Origin of the sequence: Streptomyces himastatinicus ATCC 53653 (assembly GCF_000158915.1) — a bacterium.
GTDB classification, from domain to species: Bacteria; Actinomycetota; Actinomycetes; order Streptomycetales; family Streptomycetaceae; genus Streptomyces; species Streptomyces himastatinicus.
This window is the reverse complement of record NZ_GG657754.1, coordinates 2,515,156-2,533,378: the sequence shown is the minus strand read 5'-3', so window position 1 is coordinate 2,533,378 and position 18,223 is coordinate 2,515,156. Positions and strand designations below refer to the sequence as shown.

The window sequence follows — 18,223 nt, the reverse complement described above, 5'->3', positions numbered from 1 at the left end:
AGAGTTGTCGGCCGCCGCAGTCGACGTTCTGTTACTGGTGACGCTAGCCACCTGCACCGACAGTGGGGGTATGAATGCACAAAGTCACGACGTAAATCCTCGCCATGGCTGGAAGCAGAGGTTTACACCCGTACCCCCATCCGTCCACCGCGCTCGCCACGCCGCCGAGGCCGCGCTGCACGGGTGGGGCGTGGCCCCGGGCTCCGCCCAGGCGGTGCTGCTCGTGCTCTCGGAGCTGGCGACCAACGCGGTACGGCATGGCCGCGTACCCGGGAGGTACTACGAGGTGCGTATCGCATACGACGCAGAAAAGTTGGTCGGCATCGAGGTCTCCGACCCCCGCGAGGGGCTACCGCGGCTCGGCGACGCGTCGCCGGACGCCGAGCGCGGGCGCGGGCTGGCGATCGTGGAGGCGTTCGCCGAGGCGTGGGGCGTGCGGGAGCGCATCGTCGGAAAGACCGTCTGGGCCCGCGTCCGTCTCTAGGTCTGCTGACTGGGGATATCGCTCGCCCGCACGGCTGCGACGAGTGTGTCGAACTGCCCGCGAACTCTGGCGGCGGTGACGTGGTCGAAGTAGTCGCGAGAGCTGATGATCTGGCCGTCGCGCACCCGCAGCACGAAGATGCCGGGCAGCGCGAAGGGTTCTCCGGTCTCCACGACCGTGCCCTGGTACTCGAACTCGGCGACGATGACCTCGGGGTCGGTCGTCTCGTGGATCGTGATGTTGGTTGCCCGGCGGTGCAACTGCGGGCCTGGGCCGGTCGGTCTGAAGTGTTCGCGCAGTTCGTCGCGGGTGCGGAGCGCGGCGGTGCGAAGCGGGTCGAACGGGTGCACCACGTGGGTCCGCTCCGCGTACAGATCGGGCAGTTCGTTCCAGCGGCCCTCCGCGACACCGTCCACGAGCGCGAGGAACACCCTCTTGCGGGCTGAGGACTTGGGACATGGCGCTCTCCTGTCGTCTGTACGATCCGAAGTGGCGACTCCGATTATACGGAGTCGCCACTTCGGATAGCGATATACGGGTGGGAAGCGCGATGAGCACTCCAGGTGACCGAGGGACGGATGGCAGGCGGCCGCAACGCGCTGACGCGCGAACCAACCGCGAGCGGATCTTGAGCGTCGCCGAAGAGGTCTTCGGCAGGGGCGGTCAGTTGGCGTCCACCGAGGAGGTGGCCCGTCTGGCCAACGTCGGCATCGCCACGGTCTTCCGCCACTTCCCCACGAAGGCGGCGCTGTTGGAGGCCGTTCTTGTGCAGCGGTTCGATCGCCTGCGCGAGCAGGCCGAATCGCTCTTTCATGCCGCGGACCCGGGTGCGGCGTTCTTCGGCTTCTTCAGCCACCTGGTCGCCGACGCGCCTGGGAAAATCGCCATAGGCGAGGCCCTGTACGAGGCCGGTGGCGGCAACGGCGGCGACGCCGCTCGGGCATCGGACGGGCTGCGCCGAGCCGTCGGTCTTCTGCTCCAGCATGCCCAACGCGACGGCGCCGTTCGGGGTGATGTCGAACTGCCCGAGGTGTACGCCTTGCTCGTTGCCACATCGCGAGCCTCCGCACCCGCCCACCTTGATGAGGAGGTACGAGACCGGATGCTCGCCATCGTCTTCGACGGCCTCGCGCCGCTCCGGAACGCGCGTCGGCAGGGTCCGTGATCAGCCCCGCCTTCCGTAGGATGCTTGATCATGTTCATTCCGCCCAACGCACTCAGCGGCTCCCGTCGTCACCGCCTCATTGTGGGAGGGATGCTGACGCCCTTCATGGCCCTGATGGGGGTGACGCTTTCCATCGTGGCCGTGAACACCACCGACAGCCCGCTGCCTATGATCGGCTTCGCCGCAGCTGCACTTTCGGTCCTCGCGGTCGCCTGGTGGTGCGCCCGCTACTGGTACGCGGCTTTCCGGGAGACCCCTGAGCCCAATCCGTGGCCATGGCTCCTGCCTCCGCTCGTGATCATCGTGATCTTCATCGTTGCCGGTATCGGCGCACTCCAGGACGGGAAGAAGGCGAACGCCATTGGCATGTTGGTACTGGCGGGCATGTTCTCCCTGCCGTTCGCCGCAGGGGGCATAGCGGGCCTGGTCGGTCTTCTCAAACACCGCTCCCGCAGGCGGCACGGACCTGCCGTGGTCCAGAACACCCCCGAGCCGCAACGGCGGCCGTACCGGGCCTGGGGATCGATCGACTGAGGACCGGACTGGGCTCAGGCGTTCAGCTTCGTGTCGGCGATGAGGCTGATCTCGATGACCTGGCCGGGGAAGGTCAGTTCGGTGACGCCGAGGACCGTGCTGACCGGGCGGTGGTCGCCGAAGTAGGCGCGGTTGCCCTCCGCCACCGCATCCGCGTGCTGCCGCAGGTTCACCACGTACAGGGTCTGCGAGACGACCTGGCCGCGGGTGACGCCGTAGTGGGCCAGGACCTTGTCCACGTTGACGTACGTCTGCTGGAGCTGGGCGGCGAAGTCGTCCGGGTGGCGGAAGTCGCCCGCCTCGTCCAGCGAGAGCTGTCCGGAGACGTGGATCAGATCGCCGGACTTGATCGCCTGTGAGTAGCCGAAGTCGCTCTCGGCGGGCACGTTGTGGTTGAAGACATCGTTGGTGGCCATGGTTTTCGCCCTTCTGGGTCGCTCTCTTGCGGTTACTCGGAAACCGTAAGAGAGTGAGGGCCGACCTGGAAGAACGCACTTTTTGGTGACAGGGGAACCTGATGGTGACCAAGCAGGAACTCAAGGGCCTGCCCGAGGACGCGGACCTGCGGCGCGCGGACTCGCTGGCGCGGGAGATCTTCTCCGACGTCGCCAACAAGTGGGCGCTCCTGATCATCGAGGCGCTCGGCGAGCGCACCCTGCGCTTCAGCGAGCTGCGGAGGGAGGTCGAGGGCGTGAGCCACAAGATGCTCACCCAGAACCTGCGCATGCTGGAGCGCAACGGCCTGGTCGACCGGAAGGTGCACCCCACGGTGCCGCCGAGGGTCGAGTACACCCTCACCGAGCCGGGCCGGGGGCTGCGTGCCACGGTCGACACCATGTGCGACTGGACCCACCGGTACCTCGGCCACATCGAGGGCGCGCGCCACCGCTTCGACGCCTGACGTCGGGAACCGGTGCATCCGGCCGCCGTTGGCAGGAAAGGTGGGAAACGCGTCATTGCTGCCATCATCTCCAGCGGCCAGCATGGACGCCATGGAAGCGCGCACCGTGCTCATCGTCCTCTTCGACGGCGTACTGAGCCTGGACTTCACCGGACCGTTGGAGGTCTTCGCCGGTGCGGCGGGGACGGTCCCCGGCGCGTACGACATCAGGACCGGCAGCCTGGACGGCTCACCGGTGCGCACCTCCAGCGGGCTGTCGGTCACTCCGGACCTCGCGCTGCCGGACGCGCCCGCTCCGCACACCCTGATCGTGCCGGGCGGTGAGGGCACCCGCGCGATGGATCCGGGGGTTGTGGCGTGGCTGCGCGAGAACGCCCCGGCGGCGCGGCGTCTGGTGTCGGTGTGCACCGGGGCCTACGCGCTGGCCGCGGCCGGGCTGCTGGACGGTCGCCGGGTGACGACCCATTGGGCGCTGTCGGAGGGGCTGGCCGAGCGGTTCCCCGCCGTGGAGGTGGACCCGGAGCCCATCTACATCCGTGACGGAGCGGTGTCCACCTCCGCCGGGGTCACCAGCGGCATCGACCTCGCGCTCGCCCTCGTGGAGGAGGACCTGGGCCGCGATGTCGCCCTCACCGTGGCCCGCTTCCTGGTCGTCTTCCTCCGCCGCCCCGGCGGTCAGCGGCAGTTCAGCGTCCAGCTGGCGGCACAGAGCGCACAGCGCCGTCCGCTGCGCGACATCCAGCAGTACATCGCCGAACACCCCGAGGCCGACCTGTCCGTATCCGCCCTGGCCGAGCGGGCGAACCTGTCACCCCGCCACTTCGCCCGCGCCTTCCGGGACGAGATCGGCGTCACGCCCGGCCGGTACGTGGACCAGGTACGGCTCGAAGTGGCGCGGCGGCTGCTGGAGGACACCGACGGCGGCATCGCGGAGGTCTCCCGCGCCTGTGGCTACGGCACACCGGAGGCCATGCGCCGCGCCTTCGTCCGCGACCTGGGTACCGCCCCCGCCGAGTACCGGCGCCGCTTCCATCCCTGAGCCCACGTCAACCATTCCTATCGAGAGGCACCATCGTGCAGATCGCGATCCTGCTCTACGAACACTTCACGGCCCTCGACGCCGTCGGCCCGTACGACACCCTGGCCGGACTGCCCGGCGCCCAGCCGGTGTTCGTGGCCGAACGCCGCGGCCCGGTGCGCAACGACAGCGGCAGCCTCCAGCTGGTGGCCGAAGCCACGCTGGAGGAAGTGGCGCGGCCGGACGTCGTGCTGGTGCCCGGCGGTCCGTTCCCGGCCGAGCAGCAGAAGAACCCGGAAGTGCTCGCCTGGCTGCGGGCCGTGGACGCCACCACGACCTGGACCACGTCGGTGTGCACCGGTTCGCTGATCCTCGGCTCGGCCGGACTGCTCACCGGCCGCCGCGCCACCACCCACTGGACCGCCATGGACGACCTCCGGGCCCTGGGGGTGGAGGCCGTGGACGAGCGCTATGTGTTCGACGGCAAGTACGTCACCGCGGCGGGTGTCTCGGCCGGGATCGACATGGGCCTGGCCCTGGCCGGGCGGATCGCCGGGGACGCCACCGCGCAGACCGTCCAGCTGATGCTCCAGTACGACCCCCAGCCGCCCTACGACTCCGGATCACCGCACAAGGCCCCGGCCGAGCTGACCGCCCGGATGCGCCAGGAGGCCGGCGCGCCGGGCTAGGCCGTGGAGACCTCCGGGGCGCAGGTGGCGTACCCCACGACCTCGCCGTCGGCGCGCTACGCCACAAAGCAGTGCAGGCGCGGGGCGGTTGTGCCGAACAGGAGGGCGCGGAGCCGGTCGGCGTGCTCGGCGGCGAGCAGGGCGACACGCGGCAGGTCGGCGGGGCGGGCCCGCCGGACGTGCGCCGTGGTCATCGGACGCCGCCGTCAAGGGTGTCGGCCTGCCATGCGGCGAGCCGGTCCGCGAGGGCGCCGTCGCCGTCGAGGAGGTGCCGCGAGAACGCCTCGCGCTCATGGGCGAGGACCGCTGCTTCCCACACGCACGGGGCGAGCCCGACGCGCCCGGGGCGCAGCTCGTCGGGCGCGTCGGCGGGGCCGGAGAAGACGGCGAGGTCGGACATGTAGCCCTCGATCCAGCTGTGGATCAGGACGTAGTCGCCGTCGCCGCCCGCGTGCACGATGAGCACGGCGAGGCCCAGCGAGCCACGGGTCGCGCCGAGTTCGAGATGGCCGCCCGCGAGGCGGAGGGCGGTGGCCACGTTCTGGTCGGTCACGGCCCGCCCGGGCGCGTGCACGGAGTACACCTTGACCAGATGGCCCCCCACCTCGCGGGTGCCCCAGGCCCGCGCGGTCCGGGCGTGGTGTTCGCGGGACAGGGCGAGCAGGGCCTCCGTGTCCACGGCGGGCGGCAGTATCTCGTGGTCGAACATGCGCCCATTATCCGTGGTTCGTGTCCGGCTCCAGCTGTCATTTCTATGCTGCCGTCCATGACATCGGAATCCCGCGCGGGGCGGCGGGCGTTGGGGCGGGCGCTGCTGGAAGGGCGGGCGATGGCGGCGGACTGGGCGCCCACCTTCGCCGCCGTGGACCGGGTCGACTTCCTGCCCGACCTCATGTGGCCGTTCGACACCCGCACCCACCACGCCACCGCCGTCCACAGGGCCGAGGACCCCGGCGCCTGGTATGCCGCCACCGACCGTGACGCGCCGATCGTGACGCAGTGGGACGACGGCGAGCACACCGGCACCGAACCCGGACGGGTATCCAGCAGCAGCTCTTCCATGCCGTCCGTCGTCTACGCGTTGCTCCAGGACCTCACGGTGGACGACGGCATGACGGTGCTGGACGTCGGCACCGGCACGGGCGAGACGGCGGCGGCCCTGGCGCACCGCTGTGGCCGCGGCGGCGGGGTCACCACCGTCGAGGTGGACCCCGCCGTATCGCGGCACGCGGGCGAGCGGCTGCGCGCCGCCGGGTGGCACCCGGCCGTCGTCGTGGGCGACGGAGCCGAGGGGCACGCGGGCCGCGCACCGTACGACCGCGTCCTGGCCACCGTGGGGGTCCGGGCGATCCCCGGGGCGTGGATCGAGCAGACCCGCCCCGGCGGCCTCATCGTCGCGCCCTGGGGCACGCACTTCACCCACGCCGACGCCGTCGCCCGGCTCACGGTGCACCAGGGGACGGCGACCGGCCGCTTCACCCGGCCCGTGGAGTTCATGAAGCTGCGCTCCCAGCGGCCGGCGCTCCCCGATCACGGCGCGTACGACCCGACCGACGGCGCCGATACGTCAACCACCGACCTGACCGAGGCGGAGTTCGTCACCGGGCCGTACAGCGCCCTCCCCTTCGTGCTGGGGCTCCGCGTACCGCGTTGCGTCCAGGTGGTGGCGGATAAGGAGGACGGGGCGCGGCCGGTGTGGTTCTACGGGCTGGGCGACCGCTCCTGGGCGTGCGTGGTGTTCCGCGAGGAGAAGACGCAGGCGCGCGTCTGGCAGGCGGGGCCGCGTCGGCTCTGGGACGAGGTGGAGGGCGCGTACCGGTGGTGGCAGACGCGGGGCGCGCCGGACCACACCCGGTTCGGGCTGACCGTGACGCCGGACGGGCATCGGGTGTGGCTGGACGATCCGGACAGCACTGTGGCGTAGGCAATGGACAGCGTTCGGCCAAGCGGCTCATGATCTTCGGTATGCACCCTCCTGTCGCAGCAGTGATCGATGCCCACCGGTCCCTGGAACGGGTCGTGGCCGGACTCGACGACCAGCAGGTCGCCGAGGCGTCCGCCCTTCCGGGCTGGTCACGCGGGCATGTCCTGGCGCATCTCACGGACAACGCGCGGATGTTCGCCCGTCTCGCGGAGCATGCCCTGCGTGGTGAGCTCGTCGCGGGTTACGACGGCGGGATGGACGAGCGCAACGCGATCATCGAGGCCACGGCGGGCCGGAGCGCCGCCGAGCACCGCGCGGAACTCGCCGCGCACACCGCCGGACTGGAGGCGGTCTGGGCACGCGCCGACGAGGTGGACTGGAGCCGTCCGGTCACGTTCCGCAACGCGGACATCGCCGCCACGGTCTTCGCACGCTGGCGCGAGGCGTGGATCCACATGGTCGACCTGGACCTCGGCGTAGGGCCGGGCGACTGGCCCGAGGACCTGGCCGCACACGCCATCGACTTCCTCCTCGGCCGCCTTCCGGCAGGCACTCTGGTCCGGGCCGAGGACATGCGCCGCCAATGGGCCGCCGGTGAGGGGCCGCCGGGCACGGTGGTCGACGGACGCGTGCGCGACCTGGCGGCCTGGCTGTCCGGACGTACGCCCGTGGTCCCACCGGTGGCGACGGAGGAACTGCCCCCTCTCGGGCCGTGGCCGCCCCACCCGCCACAGCGCCTGGACCGCGTGTGACGTCGTCATGGGGCGGGGTGCGGCGTCCCGCACCGTCTCAGTGGCCGGAGGGCGGTGCGAAGCAGCCGGTCTCCATATAGGGCCCGTTGGTGCTGACCTGGAAGTTGGTCTTCTGTAGGAATGCCGTGACGCATGCGTCGTCATGGACGCGAAGGCCCACCCGGGCGCCCTCGGGGTGGACATAGTGGTCGGCCTCGTAGCGCGAGGGCATTCCCGTCACGGTGAGCGTCCCGCCGAGCCGCTCTCCCTTCGGCCCGAAGCGCTCCTCCTCGTAGCCGAGCTTGAGCAGCGCCGTGCGCACGGTCTTGGGGTCCCACTTCTTCTGGTTCCACAGCCGCTTGAGCACGGGCTCGATGCGGTCGGCTTCCCTCCGCGCGTCCCTGGCGCCGGCGGGGGACATCTCACCGGGGCGGCGGTAGGCGTTGTTGTCGCCGTTGTGCGGGGCGCCGTCGACGACTCCGGGTTCCACATAAGCGGGAGCACCGGAGGAACTGGGGCTGGGACTGGCCTTGGACGTCGGGGGAGCGCTCGGGGCATCGGACGCCGCGACGCGCTGCTCACCGCAGGCGGTCAGGGAGAAGGCGACGAAGAGGAGAGCGGTGACGGGTCTGTACCGACCCGGCAATAACGTCTTCATGCTCATGACTCTGCCATGCGTGGAGGACGTCCGGGCGGCACGACCGTCACCATGTCGTAAGCGGAATGGTTCACTCCCCGTCACCTCGTGCCCGCCGGGACGCACCCGCGCTGTGTAACGCTGGGAATCGGTCCGCGCGCCCAGCGCGGACCGGAATCCGAAGTGAGGCCACTGCGTGCAGAAGCCCCGATGGAAGACCGTGGGGGGAGCGCTGCTCCGGGTGACGGCCGTGTGGGCGGTGTCGACGCTCACGATGCTGGCGCTCGCGGGCATCCTGCCCGATTTCCGGTTGCAGGCCGCTGACGGCGACAGCGCGACGCGGATCGCGATCACCGCCGCCAGCGGTGCCGGTGCGTTCGGTGTGCTGAGCGCGCTGGTGTGGCCGCTGCTGGTGCGGGCGTTGCTGCTGATGCCCGCGTTGGTGCTGGGGCTGCTGGTGTTCGTGCTGAACGGGTCGATGCTGCTGATCGCGCTCAGCGTGGTCCCCGACGGGCGGGGCGCGGTGGAGCCGGAGACGGCGGTCGTGGTGGCGGCGGTGATGTCGGCCGCGTCCTCGGCGACGAGCACCTTTCTGACCGTACGGGACGACGGGGCGTACCGGCGCCGGCTGGCGCGGCTCGCGGACCGTCAGCGGCGCCTCAGCGGCGGGGACGGGGGCCGGGCGCGGCCGCCGGGGACGGTGTTCCTCCAGCTCGACGGGGTGGGGCACGCCGTACTGCGGGACGCGCTGCGGCCGCGGGACAACAGGCCGCCGGTCATGGAGACCGTGGCCGCGTGGGTGGGCGGCACCCACACCGTCACGCCGTGGCGCACCGACTGGTCCAGCCAGACCGGCGCCAGCCAGCTCGGCATCCTGCACGGTTCGAACGAGGACGTGCCCGCCTTCCGCTGGTACGAGAAGAAGAGCGGGGAGGTGATGGTGAGCAACCGGCCGACGAGCGCGGCCGTGTTGCAGCGCCGCGCCGCCGCCCGCGCCGGGCACGACGGGCTGCTGACGGTGGACGGCGCGAGCCGGGGGAACCTGTTCACCGGGGGCGCCGACGAACTCGCGCTGGTCCTGTCGGTCGCGGCGCGGCGCAGCAAACGCAACCGCTCCCGCAGCGGCTACTTCGCGTACTTCTCCGACCCGGCCAACGCCACCCGCACCGCCGCCTCGTTCGTGGCCGAGGTGTGCCGGGAGATCTGCCAGTCCACGCGGGCCAAGCTGCGCCGGGAGTCGCCGCGGGTGGGGCGCGGCGGGCTCTACCCCTTCATCCGGGCATTCGCCACGGTCGTGGAGCGGGACGTGGTGGTGGCGGCGGTGAGCGGGGACATCCTGTCGGGCCGCACCGCGATCTACGCCGACCTGGTGGCGTACGACGAGGTCGCGCACCACTCCGGCCCGCGCAGCCGCGACGCCCAGCAGGTGCTGGCCCGCCTCGACCGGTCGATCGCGCTGATCGCCAAGGTCGCGGAGCGCGCGCCGCGCGACTACCGCATCGTGCTGCTGTCCGACCACGGCCAGAGCCCGGGCGCCACCTTCGCGGGGGCGTACGGGCTGACGCTGGAGGACCTGGTGCGCGCCGGGTGCGGGCTGCCGGTGCCGAAGGCGGTCGGGCGTACGGCGAGCGGGGCCGAGGCGCGCGAGGCGGCGCGGGCGGCGCTGCACCGGCCGGAGAAGGACGATACGGACCAGGAGGAGGCCCGGCCGGTGGTGCTCGCCTCCGGGAACCTGGGGCTGATCTCGTTCCCCGACGTCCCCGGCCGGATGAGCCGCGAGGCCATCGACCGGCGCCATCCCGCGCTGCTGCACACCCTCGCCAACCACCCCGGTGTCGGCTTCCTGCTCGTACGCTCCGAAACCGAGGGCGCGGTGGTGCTGGGGGCGAATGGCGCCGAGCACCACCTCGACACCCACCGGGTGATCAAGGAGAGCCCGCTCGCGCTCTTCGGGCCGGGCGCCGCCGAGGCCGTACGGCGGACCGCACACTTCCGGAACACTCCCGACATCATGGTCAACTCCGCCTATGACGCGGCGACCGGCGAGGTGCACGCCTTCGAGGAGCAGATCGGCTCGCACGGCGGGCTCGGCGGCGAGCAGGGCCATCCCTTTCTGCTGTGGCCGGTCCAGCTGTCCGCGCCCGTCGCGGCGGGGGAGGAGCTGGTGGGCGCGGAGCGGGTGCACACGGTGCTGCGGCGCTGGCTGCGGGAGGCGGACGGGCCGGAGGTGCCGGAGGTCTCCGTGGAGACGGACGAGCGGGCTTCGGACGACGGCGTCTTGTCTGACGGTGCGCAGGGGCTGGCGCAGGAATCGCGGATTCCGAGCCCCATGGCCGTACCATTTCCGGCGGCCGACCCCGTCCTGCCGGACAAAGCCCGGTGATTTGGTGCACCGTACATCGTCCATGACGATATGCGCATGCTCGACCAGCACCACACGCGCCGCTTCGGTCTGCCCACGGCGACCGCCCTCGTCATGGGCAACATCATCGGCGGCGGCATCTTCCTGCTCCCCGCCTCCGTCGCCCCGTACGGCACCCTCAGCCTGCTGGCCTTCGTCGTCCTGACGGTCGGTGCCATCGCGCTCGCGCTCGTCTTCGGGCGGCTGGCGCGGCGCGATCCGAGTACGGGCGGGCCGTACGTCCACGCCCGCGCCGCCTTCGGCGACTTCGCGGGCTTCCTGTCGGCGTGGTCGTACTGGACGATGACCTGGGTCAGCAACGCGGCGCTCGCGGTGGCGGCGGTCGGCTATGTGCATGTGCTGGCCCCCGGGCACACGTCCTCCAAGGGCATGGACCTGGCCATCGCGCTGCTCGCGCTGTGGCTGCCCGCGCTGGCGAACCTCGCGGGGACGCGCTGGATCGGTGCCGTACAACTCGTCTCGACCGTGCTGAAGTTCATCCCCCTGCTCTTCGTCGCGGTCGTCGGGCTCTTCTTCTTCGACCCGGACAACATGGGCCCCTTCAACGCGGGCGGCGGCAGCGCGGTCGGCGGGATGTCGGCGGCGGCCGCGATCCTGCTCTACAGCTACCTCGGTGTGGAGTCGGCGTCGATGAGCGCGGGCGAGATGGAGAACCCGGAGCGGAACGTGGGGCGGGCGAGCGTGCTCGGCACGATCGGCGCGGCCGTGGTCTACCTCCTCGGCACGGTGTCGGTGTTCGGCACCGTCGCCCACAAGGACCTGGTGAACTCCACCGCCCCCTTCTCGGACGCGGTCGACGCGATGTTCGGCGGAACCTGGGGCGGGACGCTGATCGCGCTGGCCGCCGTGGTGTCCATCGTCGGCGCGCTCAACGGCTGGATCCTGATGAGCGCCCAGGCGCCGTACGCGGCCGCCAAGGACGGGCTTTTCCCGGCCGTGTTCGCGAAGCGGCGGCGCGGGGTGCCGACGGTCGGGGTGTTCGTCGGGGTGGTCCTGGCGTCGCTGCTCACCGTGGTCAACTACACCTCGGGGTCGAACGGCGTCTTCGCGACCCTCGTCCTGATCACCACCTTCTCGGCGACGGTCCCGTATCTGCTGGCGGCGGGCGCGCAGCTGTACTTCCTGCTGGCGGGGCGCCGCGACGAGGTCCGGACCGGGCGCTTCGTCTGGGACCTGGTGCTGGCGCTGGCGGGCTTCGGCTTCTCCTTCTGGCTGGTCTCGGGGGCCGGGTACGCGGCGGTGTACCAGGGTGTGCTGTTCCTGTTCGCCGGCGTGCTCGTGTACGTGGTGATCGCGGCCCGCCGCCAGAGCCAGAGCCAGGGGGCGGACGGCGCGGCGGCCGGGGACGGCACAGCGGCCGCAGGGGACGGCACCGCCGCGGAGGCTCGTATTCCGTAATGCCGCGGTCGCATTTATTTTCGTACGGGCCGCCGTGCAGGTAGTTTTGTGCCCCCTCCATATCCCCCGGGGATATGTGATGAGGAGCCGCGAATTCCCCTTTGAAACGCGGTATTTCTCGTGCGGTGCATGAGGTCGAGGGGGCGGATGTTATTCGTTTCGGTCCGCTTTTCCTCTTTCTCATGCGGCTCAATGGGGTGAAAATTCCTCACCATGAGTGCCGAGCTGACCACCGGTTGCCCCTTCCGACTCGACCCCACCGCGGGTGACATCCACGCCGAAGCGGACCGGCTGCGGGACCGGGGTCCGGCGACCCCGGTGGAGCTGCCCGGCGGGGTGGTGGCGTGGTCGGTGACCGACCCGGCTCTGGTCAAGCGGCTGCTCACGGATCGCCGGATCTCCAAGGACGCCCACCGGCACTGGCCCGACAGCTACATCGACGAGCGTATTCCGCCCAAGTGGCAGCTCCGCATATGGATGGACGTCCGTAACGCGCTGACCGCGTACGGCCCGGAGCACGTCCGGCTCCGCCGGCTGGTCGGCGCCGCGTTCACGCCCGGCCGGGTACGGGCCCTCGCCCCGAGAATCGAGGGAATCACCCAGTCTCTGCTCGACGAGCTGGATGCCACCGGGACCACCGCACCCGGGGTGCCGGTGGATCTGCGGTCGCGGTTCGCCTGGCTGTTACCGCTGATGGTCGTCAACACGCTTCTCGGCGTCCCCGACGAACTGCACAACGCCTTCCGCGACGGGATCGCCGGGGTCTTCGCGACCGGGCTGACGGAGGAGGAGGCGGAGGCCAACACCCGTGCGTTGTACGGGCTGTTGACGGAGCTGCTGGCCATCAAGCGGAAGGCTCCCGGCGACGATGTGACCAGCGTGCTCATCGACGCACACGACGACGAGACCGACTCCCGGCTCAGCGAGCAGGAGTTGGCGGACAGTGTGCTGCTGTTGATCGGCGCGGGACACGAGACCACGGTGAACCTGCTCGACCACGCGATCGTCAATCTCCTCACCCACCCCGACCAGCTCGCCCTGCTGCGCTCCGGGCAGGCCTCATGGGGGGACGCGGTGGAGGAGACGCTACGCCACCAGGCGCCGATCGCCTCCATCATCATGCGGTTCCCGATCGAGGACGTCCACGACCCGGCGACCGGGCTGACGTTCCGCGAGGGCGACCCCATCGTCATCAACTACGCCGCCGCGAACCGCGATCCGCAGGCTCACGGCGAACACCGCGGACGCTTCGACCTCACCCGGGCGACCCGCCGCGAACACCTGGCATTCGGCTACGGCCCCCACTTCTGCCTGGGCGCGGAGCTGGCCCGGCTGGAGGGGCGCATCGGCCTGCGTGCCCTCTTCGAGCGCTTTCCCGATCTCGCCCTTGCGGCACCGGCCGGCGAGCTTCGTCCACTGGAGTCCTTCATCTCCAATGGACATCAACAACTGCCCGTCTTGCTGCGGCGCTAGATCTTCTCATCGAGACGTCCACCTCGCATACCTCGCATAGGGCGAGTTGACCATAAAACGGTCCGTCACGTTTTGGTTGCGTCCTCAGCGCGGCGACTGCTACGGTCGCTTCGTCTTGGAACTGATGTTAACTCACAATCGTGAATACAGCGGTTCGTTAACGATCCCGGTTCGGGCCCGGGATGAGCCTTGTCGATATCTGCCGTAATGACCTCCGATGAACTGGCCGACGTGTGGGAGTCGGCGCTCCGGGTAGTCGCAAGGGCTCGTGTTCCATGAGACAGACGGGGTAAGCGGAAGTCCACGGGGGTGGCCTTGAGCCGGTCATTACTTCACCTTCGCGTCGATGCGGCTGGGCTTGTCGTCCAGCGTCCAGCCCTCCATGGGTAGTACGCCTCCTGATGTCTGCGTCCATTGCTGTCTTCCATGAAGCACCGGATTGTCACAGGGGGAAAGGCACATGAATGGTCAGCTCATGGCTGACACTGCCGAAACCACGCAGCAGTCCACGGAAATGGTGTCCCTGAGCGAGTTAACGCACTTTGATTCGCCCCGGCTGTCGGGTGCGGACAATGAACATGTGCGCCTGCTCGCCGAGTCGGATGCCGAACTGCCGCCCATTCTGGTCAATCGCAGGACGATGCATGTCATCGACGGTATGCACCGGGTGCAGGCCGCGGATCTGCGCGGCCTGGGTAAAATCGAGGCGATTTTCTGCGAGTGCGACGATGAAGAAGCATTCGTCCTCGCGGTCAAAGCAAACGTCTCGCATGGACTTCCCTTGCCGCGGGCCGACAGGAATGCCGCGGCCAAACGTATCATCAACTCCCATCCGGAATGGTCCGATCGGGCCATTGCGTCGGTCACCGGGCTCTCCCATAAGACGGTCGGCGCGATCCGCCGCCGTGCGAGTGGGGAAATTCCCCAGTCGAGCACCCGGCTCGGGCGCGACGGCCGGGAACGCCCGGTCGACGCCGCCGAGGGCCGTATCCAGGCCGGCCGGATCCTCGCCGAGCGGCCCGGCGTTTCGCTGCGGGAGGTCGCCCGGGAGGCCGGGGTCTGTGCCGCCACCGTGCGGGACGTCCGCGACCGGCTGCGGCGCGGCGAGGCCCCCGCGGGGCCCGTACGCCGTGAGCCCGAGGCGGTGGCCACCGCGACCCCGCTGATGCCCAAGGCGGTGGCCCGGATCGACGGCGCCGACCGCGCCCCCGACCTCCCCGCACTGATCCACAACCTGCGCAAGGACCCGTCGCTGCGGCTCTCGGAGTCGGGCCGCACGTTGCTGCGGCTGCTGGACGCCTGCACGGTGGGCCCGCAAGAGTGGACCCGGATCAGCGACAACGTCCCGCCGCACCGTGTGGAGCTGATCGCCTCGGCCGCACGTGAATGCAGCCGGGCGTGGCAGGACTTCGCCACGGAGCTGGAGCAGCGCTCCAGTCGGCAGGCATCGGGCTGACGTTCCGCGTCCGTCCCGTTCGTTTCTCCCTCTTCCTCGATCCCCTTCGTCCATCCACTCCCAGCGGGTCGACACCCGTTCGCATCGTGAGTCAGCTTCTCGGCGCCTAGGGAAGGCAGGCATGACGAGCCATCAAGTCACGGGCTTCCGCGACACGGACGCCCAGGATCTCCTCCAGGCGCTGGTGGCGCCCGACCCGCCCCCGTTCGCTCTGCTGCGCAGAGCGTGTGCGGGCGGGCACGAGGTGGAGGTGCTGACCGGGACGGTGGCCGAGGTGGGGTCGCTCGCCGAACTGCCGTCCCCCGGACCCGCAAAAGCGGACGCGGGCGCTGGGAGCGGCGGACCGGCCGAGGTGCTGGCGGTCATCCCCTTCCGCCAGGTCACCGAGCGCGGGTACGCGTGCAACGACGACGGCGAACCGATCCTGGCGCTCACCGCGGAGCGCCGCGCGGCCCTCCCCGTCAAGGAGGCGCTGGATCTGCTGCCCGACGCCGAAGTCGCCCTGCGCGACGCCGGGTTCGACATCGGGGACGAGGACTACGAGAAGGTCGTGGAGAAGATCCTCGACCAGGAGATCCGGGCCGGTGAGGGCTCCAACTTCGTCATCAGGCGGTCCTTCCGGGCCACCCTGGGCGACTACCGGCCCGAGGTCGCCCTGACCGTCTTCCGGCGGCTGCTGACCATGGAGTCCGGCGCCTACTGGACCTTCGTGGTGCACACCGGCGACCGCACCTTCGTCGGCGCCTCCCCGGAGCTGCACGTCCAGGTCGACGCGGGCACCGCGCGGATGAACCCGATCAGCGGCACCTACCGCTATCCGCCCTCCGGCGCGGACCTGGACGGGGTGCTGGAGTTCCTGGGCGACCAGAAGGAGACCGACGAACTCTTCATGGTCGTGGACGAGGAGCTGAAGATGCTCGCCCGGGTCTGCGACCGCGGCGCCCGGGCCCGCGGCCCCCATCTGCGCGAGATGGCCAAGCTCGCGCACACCGAATACCTGCTGGAGGGCGCCACCTCGCGGGACGTCCGCGAGGTGCTGCGCGAGACGATGTTCGCGCCGACCATCACCGGCAGCCCGCTGGAGAACGCCTGCCGGGTGATCGCCCGGCACGAGGAGAGCGGACGCGGCTACTACGGCGGCGCCCTGGCCCTCCTCGGCCGGGACGCCACCGGCCGGGACACCCTGGACTCGGCGATCCTCATCCGCACCGCCGACATCGGCCGCGAGGGCGACCTGCGCGTCGACGTCGGCGCCACCCTGGTCCGGGACTCCCGGCCCGCCGCTGAGGTCGCCGAGACCTGGGCCAAGGTGGACGCGCTGCTGACCGCCACCGGACTGGAGCAGCGGGGCGCCGTGCCCGCGGCACCGGTCCGGCCCGCGGGCGGCGGTGCGCCACTCGCCCACGACCCCAAGGTGCTCAGCGCGCTGGAGCGGCGCAACGCCGGGCTGTCGGCCTTCTGGCTGGGCAAGGAGGACGACCGGCCGGTACGGACGGCCGGGCCGGACGCCGGACGGGTGCTGATCGTCGACGCCGAGGACATGTTCACCGGCATGCTCGGCCACCAGACCCGCTCGCTGGGCCTGGACGCCACCATCCGCCCCTGGGACGCCGTACACCCCGCCACCGTCGACGGCTACGACTGCGTCGTCCTGGGGCCCGGACCCGGCGACCCACGGGCCACCACCGACCCCAAGGTGCGCGGCATCGCCGACCTGATCGGCGGGCTCTTCGCCCGGGGTATCCCGTTCGTCGGCGAATGCCTCAGCCACCAGGTGCTGTGCGCGCTGCTGGGGCTCGAACTCTTCCCCAGGGAGCGGCCCAACCAGGGCACCCAGCGCCGCATCGACTTCTTCGGACGGTCCGAGCCGGTCGGCTTCTACAACTCGTACGCCGCCCGCCACACCGCCGACCGGCTGTATTCCCCACTCGCACGCGGCGCCGTCGAGCTGTGCCGCAACCCGGCCACCGGCGAGGTGCACGCGGTGCGCGGCGAGCGGTTCGCCGCCACCCAGTTCCATCTGGAGTCGGTGCTGACCGAGCACGGCACCGACCTCCTCGCCGACCTGCTCGGCTGGGCGCTGCGGCAGCCCGCCGAGCTGATCGAATGCGAAGCCGACCGGTGATCGGCGACGGCACCCGGGCCGCGCCCGGACTCCCCTGGCCCGAGGGGGCTGTGGCCGCCCAGCAGCCGGAGTGGAAGACCCATCCGGACTACGTGGCGAGCCGCGCCGCGCTGGCCAGCGCGCCCGCGCTGGTGACCGCCGCCGAACTGGCCCGGCTGCGCCGGGCGCTGGCGGTGGTGGCGGCCGGCGGGGCGCGGATGGTCCAGCTCGGCGACTGCGCGGAGAGCTTCGAGGAGACCGGCGCCGATCACGTCCGCGCCAAGACGGCGGTGCTGCACGCCCTCGCCGATGAACTCGGCGGCGACGGCCCTGTGTTACGGGTCGGGCGGATCGGCGGCCAGTTCGCCAAGCCGCGCAGCAGCCCCTTCGAGGACGTCGACGGGGTGCCGCTGCCCGCCTTCCGCGGCCACATGGTCAACGGCGAGGCCCCGTCCGCCGGGGCGCGGGAGCACGATCCGCGGCGGATGGTGCGGGCGTACGAGGCGAGCGCCGAGGTGTTACGGGTCCTCGCCCGCGACCGGGACCGCCGCGCCGGACGCCGCCCGGGGCCGTTCCCCGACGGGCCATGGGCCAGCCATGACGCGCTGGTCATCGACTACGAGGCGCCGCTGGTCCGCACCGACGCCGGACAGCGGATCCTCGCCTCCACCCATCTGCCCTGGCTCGGCGACCGCACCAGAGCGCCCGGTTCGGCCCATGTGCGGCTGCTGTCCCAGGTGGCCAACCCGGTCGCGCTCAAGCTCGGTCCCTCCGCCGACCCCGGCGAACTCGCCGAGGTGTGCGCCCTGCTGGACCCGGACCGGACCCCCGGCAGACTCACCCTGATCGCGCGCATGGGCGCGGAGCGGGTCGCCGACCTGCTGCCGCCCCTGGTGGCCGCCGTACGGGCCCGGGGCCACCGGGCGGTCTGGCTGAGCGACCCGATGCACGGCAACACCGTGCGGGCGGGCGGGGTGAAGACCCGTCACCTCAGCGCCATCGTGGACGAGGCGGTCCGCTGCAAGAGGGTCCTGGAAGTGGCGGGGGAGCACCCCGGCGGACTCCATCTCGAGGTCGCCGCATCGGATGTCACCGAATGTCTCGGCGGAAAGGTCGACGGGGTCGAGCGACTGGCCGAGCGCTATACGACGCTGTGCGATCCGCGGCTGAATCCCGACCAGGCAGCCGAATTGATGCGCACCTGGATTCGCGCATAGGAATCCGTAGACTCGGAATACATCCGCCGAACCTACGCGGCGTCTCTTCGCTCCGCCCGGCGGCTGCCCC

Annotated in this window: 19 protein-coding genes; 14 read left to right on the top strand and 5 right to left on the bottom strand. The window is 70.9% G+C overall.

Annotation, left to right across the window (positions count from 1 at the left end):
• Positions 1 to 70 precede the first annotated feature (70 nt).
• A complete protein-coding gene (locus SSOG_RS10030) occupies positions 71 to 484 on the top strand; it encodes an ATP-binding protein (protein ID WP_039937075.1) in 414 nt (137 codons plus the stop codon).
• Here the strand turns inward: SSOG_RS10030 and SSOG_RS10025 are convergent.
• A complete protein-coding gene (locus SSOG_RS10025) occupies positions 481 to 900 on the bottom strand; it encodes a nuclear transport factor 2 family protein (protein WP_208867343.1) in 420 nt (139 codons plus the stop codon). The genes SSOG_RS10030 and SSOG_RS10025 overlap by 4 nt on opposite strands.
• 212 nt (positions 901 to 1,112) lie before the next feature.
• Between SSOG_RS10025 and SSOG_RS10020 the strand changes: the two genes are divergently transcribed.
• Together SSOG_RS10020 and SSOG_RS10015 are read left to right on the top strand one after the other, a co-directional pair.
• Entirely contained in the window at positions 1,113 to 1,649 is a 537-nt protein-coding gene (locus tag SSOG_RS10020; RefSeq protein WP_245606262.1) for a TetR/AcrR family transcriptional regulator, read from the top strand.
• 30 nt (positions 1,650 to 1,679) lie between these two features.
• The gene (locus SSOG_RS10015; protein WP_009714097.1) at positions 1,680 to 2,183 is read left to right on the top strand and encodes a hypothetical protein; all 504 of its coding nucleotides are present in this window, start codon (positions 1,680 to 1,682) and stop codon (positions 2,181 to 2,183) included.
• 14 nt (positions 2,184 to 2,197) lie between these two features.
• Here the strand turns inward: SSOG_RS10015 and SSOG_RS10010 are convergent, their stop codons facing one another.
• Complete coding sequence (locus SSOG_RS10010; RefSeq protein ID WP_009714096.1) at positions 2,198 to 2,599, bottom strand: RidA family protein; 402 nt, start codon at positions 2,597 to 2,599, stop codon at positions 2,198 to 2,200.
• Positions 2,600 to 2,700: 101 nt separating this feature from the next.
• Here SSOG_RS10010 and SSOG_RS10005 point away from each other — a divergent pair, with 101 nt between their 5' ends.
• From SSOG_RS10005 to SSOG_RS09995, 3 genes are all read left to right on the top strand, one after another.
• On the top strand, positions 2,701 to 3,084 hold the full coding sequence (locus tag SSOG_RS10005; RefSeq protein ID WP_009714095.1) for a winged helix-turn-helix transcriptional regulator: 384 nt from the start codon (positions 2,701 to 2,703) through the stop codon (positions 3,082 to 3,084).
• Between the two features lie 91 nt (positions 3,085 to 3,175).
• The gene (locus SSOG_RS10000) at positions 3,176 to 4,123 is read left to right on the top strand and encodes a GlxA family transcriptional regulator (protein WP_039937073.1); all 948 of its coding nucleotides are present in this window, start codon (positions 3,176 to 3,178) and stop codon (positions 4,121 to 4,123) included.
• A gap of 35 nt (positions 4,124 to 4,158) precedes the next feature.
• Positions 4,159 to 4,791: a DJ-1/PfpI family protein gene (locus tag SSOG_RS09995; RefSeq protein WP_009714093.1), complete on the top strand. Its 633-nt coding sequence runs from the start codon at positions 4,159 to 4,161 to the stop codon at positions 4,789 to 4,791.
• Positions 4,792 to 4,847: 56 nt separating this feature from the next.
• Here the strand turns inward: SSOG_RS09995 and SSOG_RS48280 are convergent, their stop codons facing one another.
• Positions 4,848 to 4,985 carry a hypothetical protein gene (locus SSOG_RS48280; RefSeq protein WP_208867342.1) on the bottom strand — a complete coding sequence of 46 codons (138 nt, stop codon included), beginning with the start codon at positions 4,983 to 4,985 and terminating at the stop codon, positions 4,848 to 4,850.
• The gene (locus tag SSOG_RS09985) at positions 4,982 to 5,500 is read right to left on the bottom strand and encodes a hypothetical protein (protein WP_009714092.1); all 519 of its coding nucleotides are present in this window, start codon (positions 5,498 to 5,500) and stop codon (positions 4,982 to 4,984) included. The genes SSOG_RS48280 and SSOG_RS09985 overlap by 4 nt, the downstream gene beginning before the upstream one ends.
• Positions 5,501 to 5,557: 57 nt before the next feature.
• Between SSOG_RS09985 and SSOG_RS09980 the strand changes: the two genes are divergently transcribed.
• Together SSOG_RS09980 and SSOG_RS09975 are read left to right on the top strand one after the other, a co-directional pair.
• The gene (locus tag SSOG_RS09980; RefSeq protein ID WP_078510588.1) at positions 5,558 to 6,715 is read left to right on the top strand and encodes a methyltransferase domain-containing protein; all 1,158 of its coding nucleotides are present in this window, start codon (positions 5,558 to 5,560) and stop codon (positions 6,713 to 6,715) included.
• 41 nt (positions 6,716 to 6,756) lie between these two features.
• Positions 6,757 to 7,467, top strand: coding sequence for a maleylpyruvate isomerase family mycothiol-dependent enzyme (locus SSOG_RS09975; RefSeq protein ID WP_106516615.1), 711 nt, complete (start codon positions 6,757 to 6,759; stop codon positions 7,465 to 7,467).
• 37 nt (positions 7,468 to 7,504) lie between these two features.
• Here SSOG_RS09975 and SSOG_RS09970 read toward each other — a convergent pair whose 3' ends face one another.
• Positions 7,505 to 8,104, bottom strand: a complete 600-nt coding sequence (locus SSOG_RS09970; RefSeq protein WP_050799836.1) for a hypothetical protein — start codon at positions 8,102 to 8,104, stop codon at positions 7,505 to 7,507.
• Between the two features lie 175 nt (positions 8,105 to 8,279).
• Here SSOG_RS09970 and SSOG_RS09965 point away from each other — a divergent pair, with 175 nt between their 5' ends.
• The 6 genes from SSOG_RS09965 to SSOG_RS09940 all read left to right on the top strand — a co-directional run bounded on the left by SSOG_RS09965 (position 8,280) and on the right by SSOG_RS09940 (position 18,153).
• Entirely contained in the window at positions 8,280 to 10,466 is a 2,187-nt protein-coding gene (locus SSOG_RS09965; protein WP_078510280.1) for a phage holin family protein, read from the top strand.
• 36 nt (positions 10,467 to 10,502) lie between these two features.
• Positions 10,503 to 11,903 (top strand): amino acid permease, encoded by a 1,401-nt coding sequence (locus SSOG_RS09960; protein WP_009714087.1) that lies wholly within the window; start codon positions 10,503 to 10,505, stop codon positions 11,901 to 11,903.
• A gap of 213 nt (positions 11,904 to 12,116) precedes the next feature.
• Positions 12,117 to 13,376 carry a cytochrome P450 family protein gene (locus tag SSOG_RS09955; protein WP_009714086.1) on the top strand — a complete coding sequence of 420 codons (1,260 nt, stop codon included), beginning with the start codon at positions 12,117 to 12,119 and terminating at the stop codon, positions 13,374 to 13,376.
• Positions 13,377 to 13,851: 475 nt separating this feature from the next.
• Positions 13,852 to 14,832 carry a ParB/RepB/Spo0J family partition protein gene (locus SSOG_RS09950; RefSeq protein WP_208867341.1) on the top strand — a complete coding sequence of 327 codons (981 nt, stop codon included), beginning with the start codon at positions 13,852 to 13,854 and terminating at the stop codon, positions 14,830 to 14,832.
• 121 nt (positions 14,833 to 14,953) lie between these two features.
• Positions 14,954 to 16,957: a phenazine-specific anthranilate synthase component I gene (locus SSOG_RS09945; protein ID WP_009714084.1), complete on the top strand. Its 2,004-nt coding sequence runs from the start codon at positions 14,954 to 14,956 to the stop codon at positions 16,955 to 16,957.
• The gene (locus tag SSOG_RS09940) at positions 16,939 to 18,153 is read left to right on the top strand and encodes a 3-deoxy-7-phosphoheptulonate synthase (protein WP_009714083.1); all 1,215 of its coding nucleotides are present in this window, start codon (positions 16,939 to 16,941) and stop codon (positions 18,151 to 18,153) included. The genes SSOG_RS09945 and SSOG_RS09940 overlap by 19 nt, the downstream gene beginning before the upstream one ends.
• Positions 18,154 to 18,223: the final 70 nt, after the last annotated feature.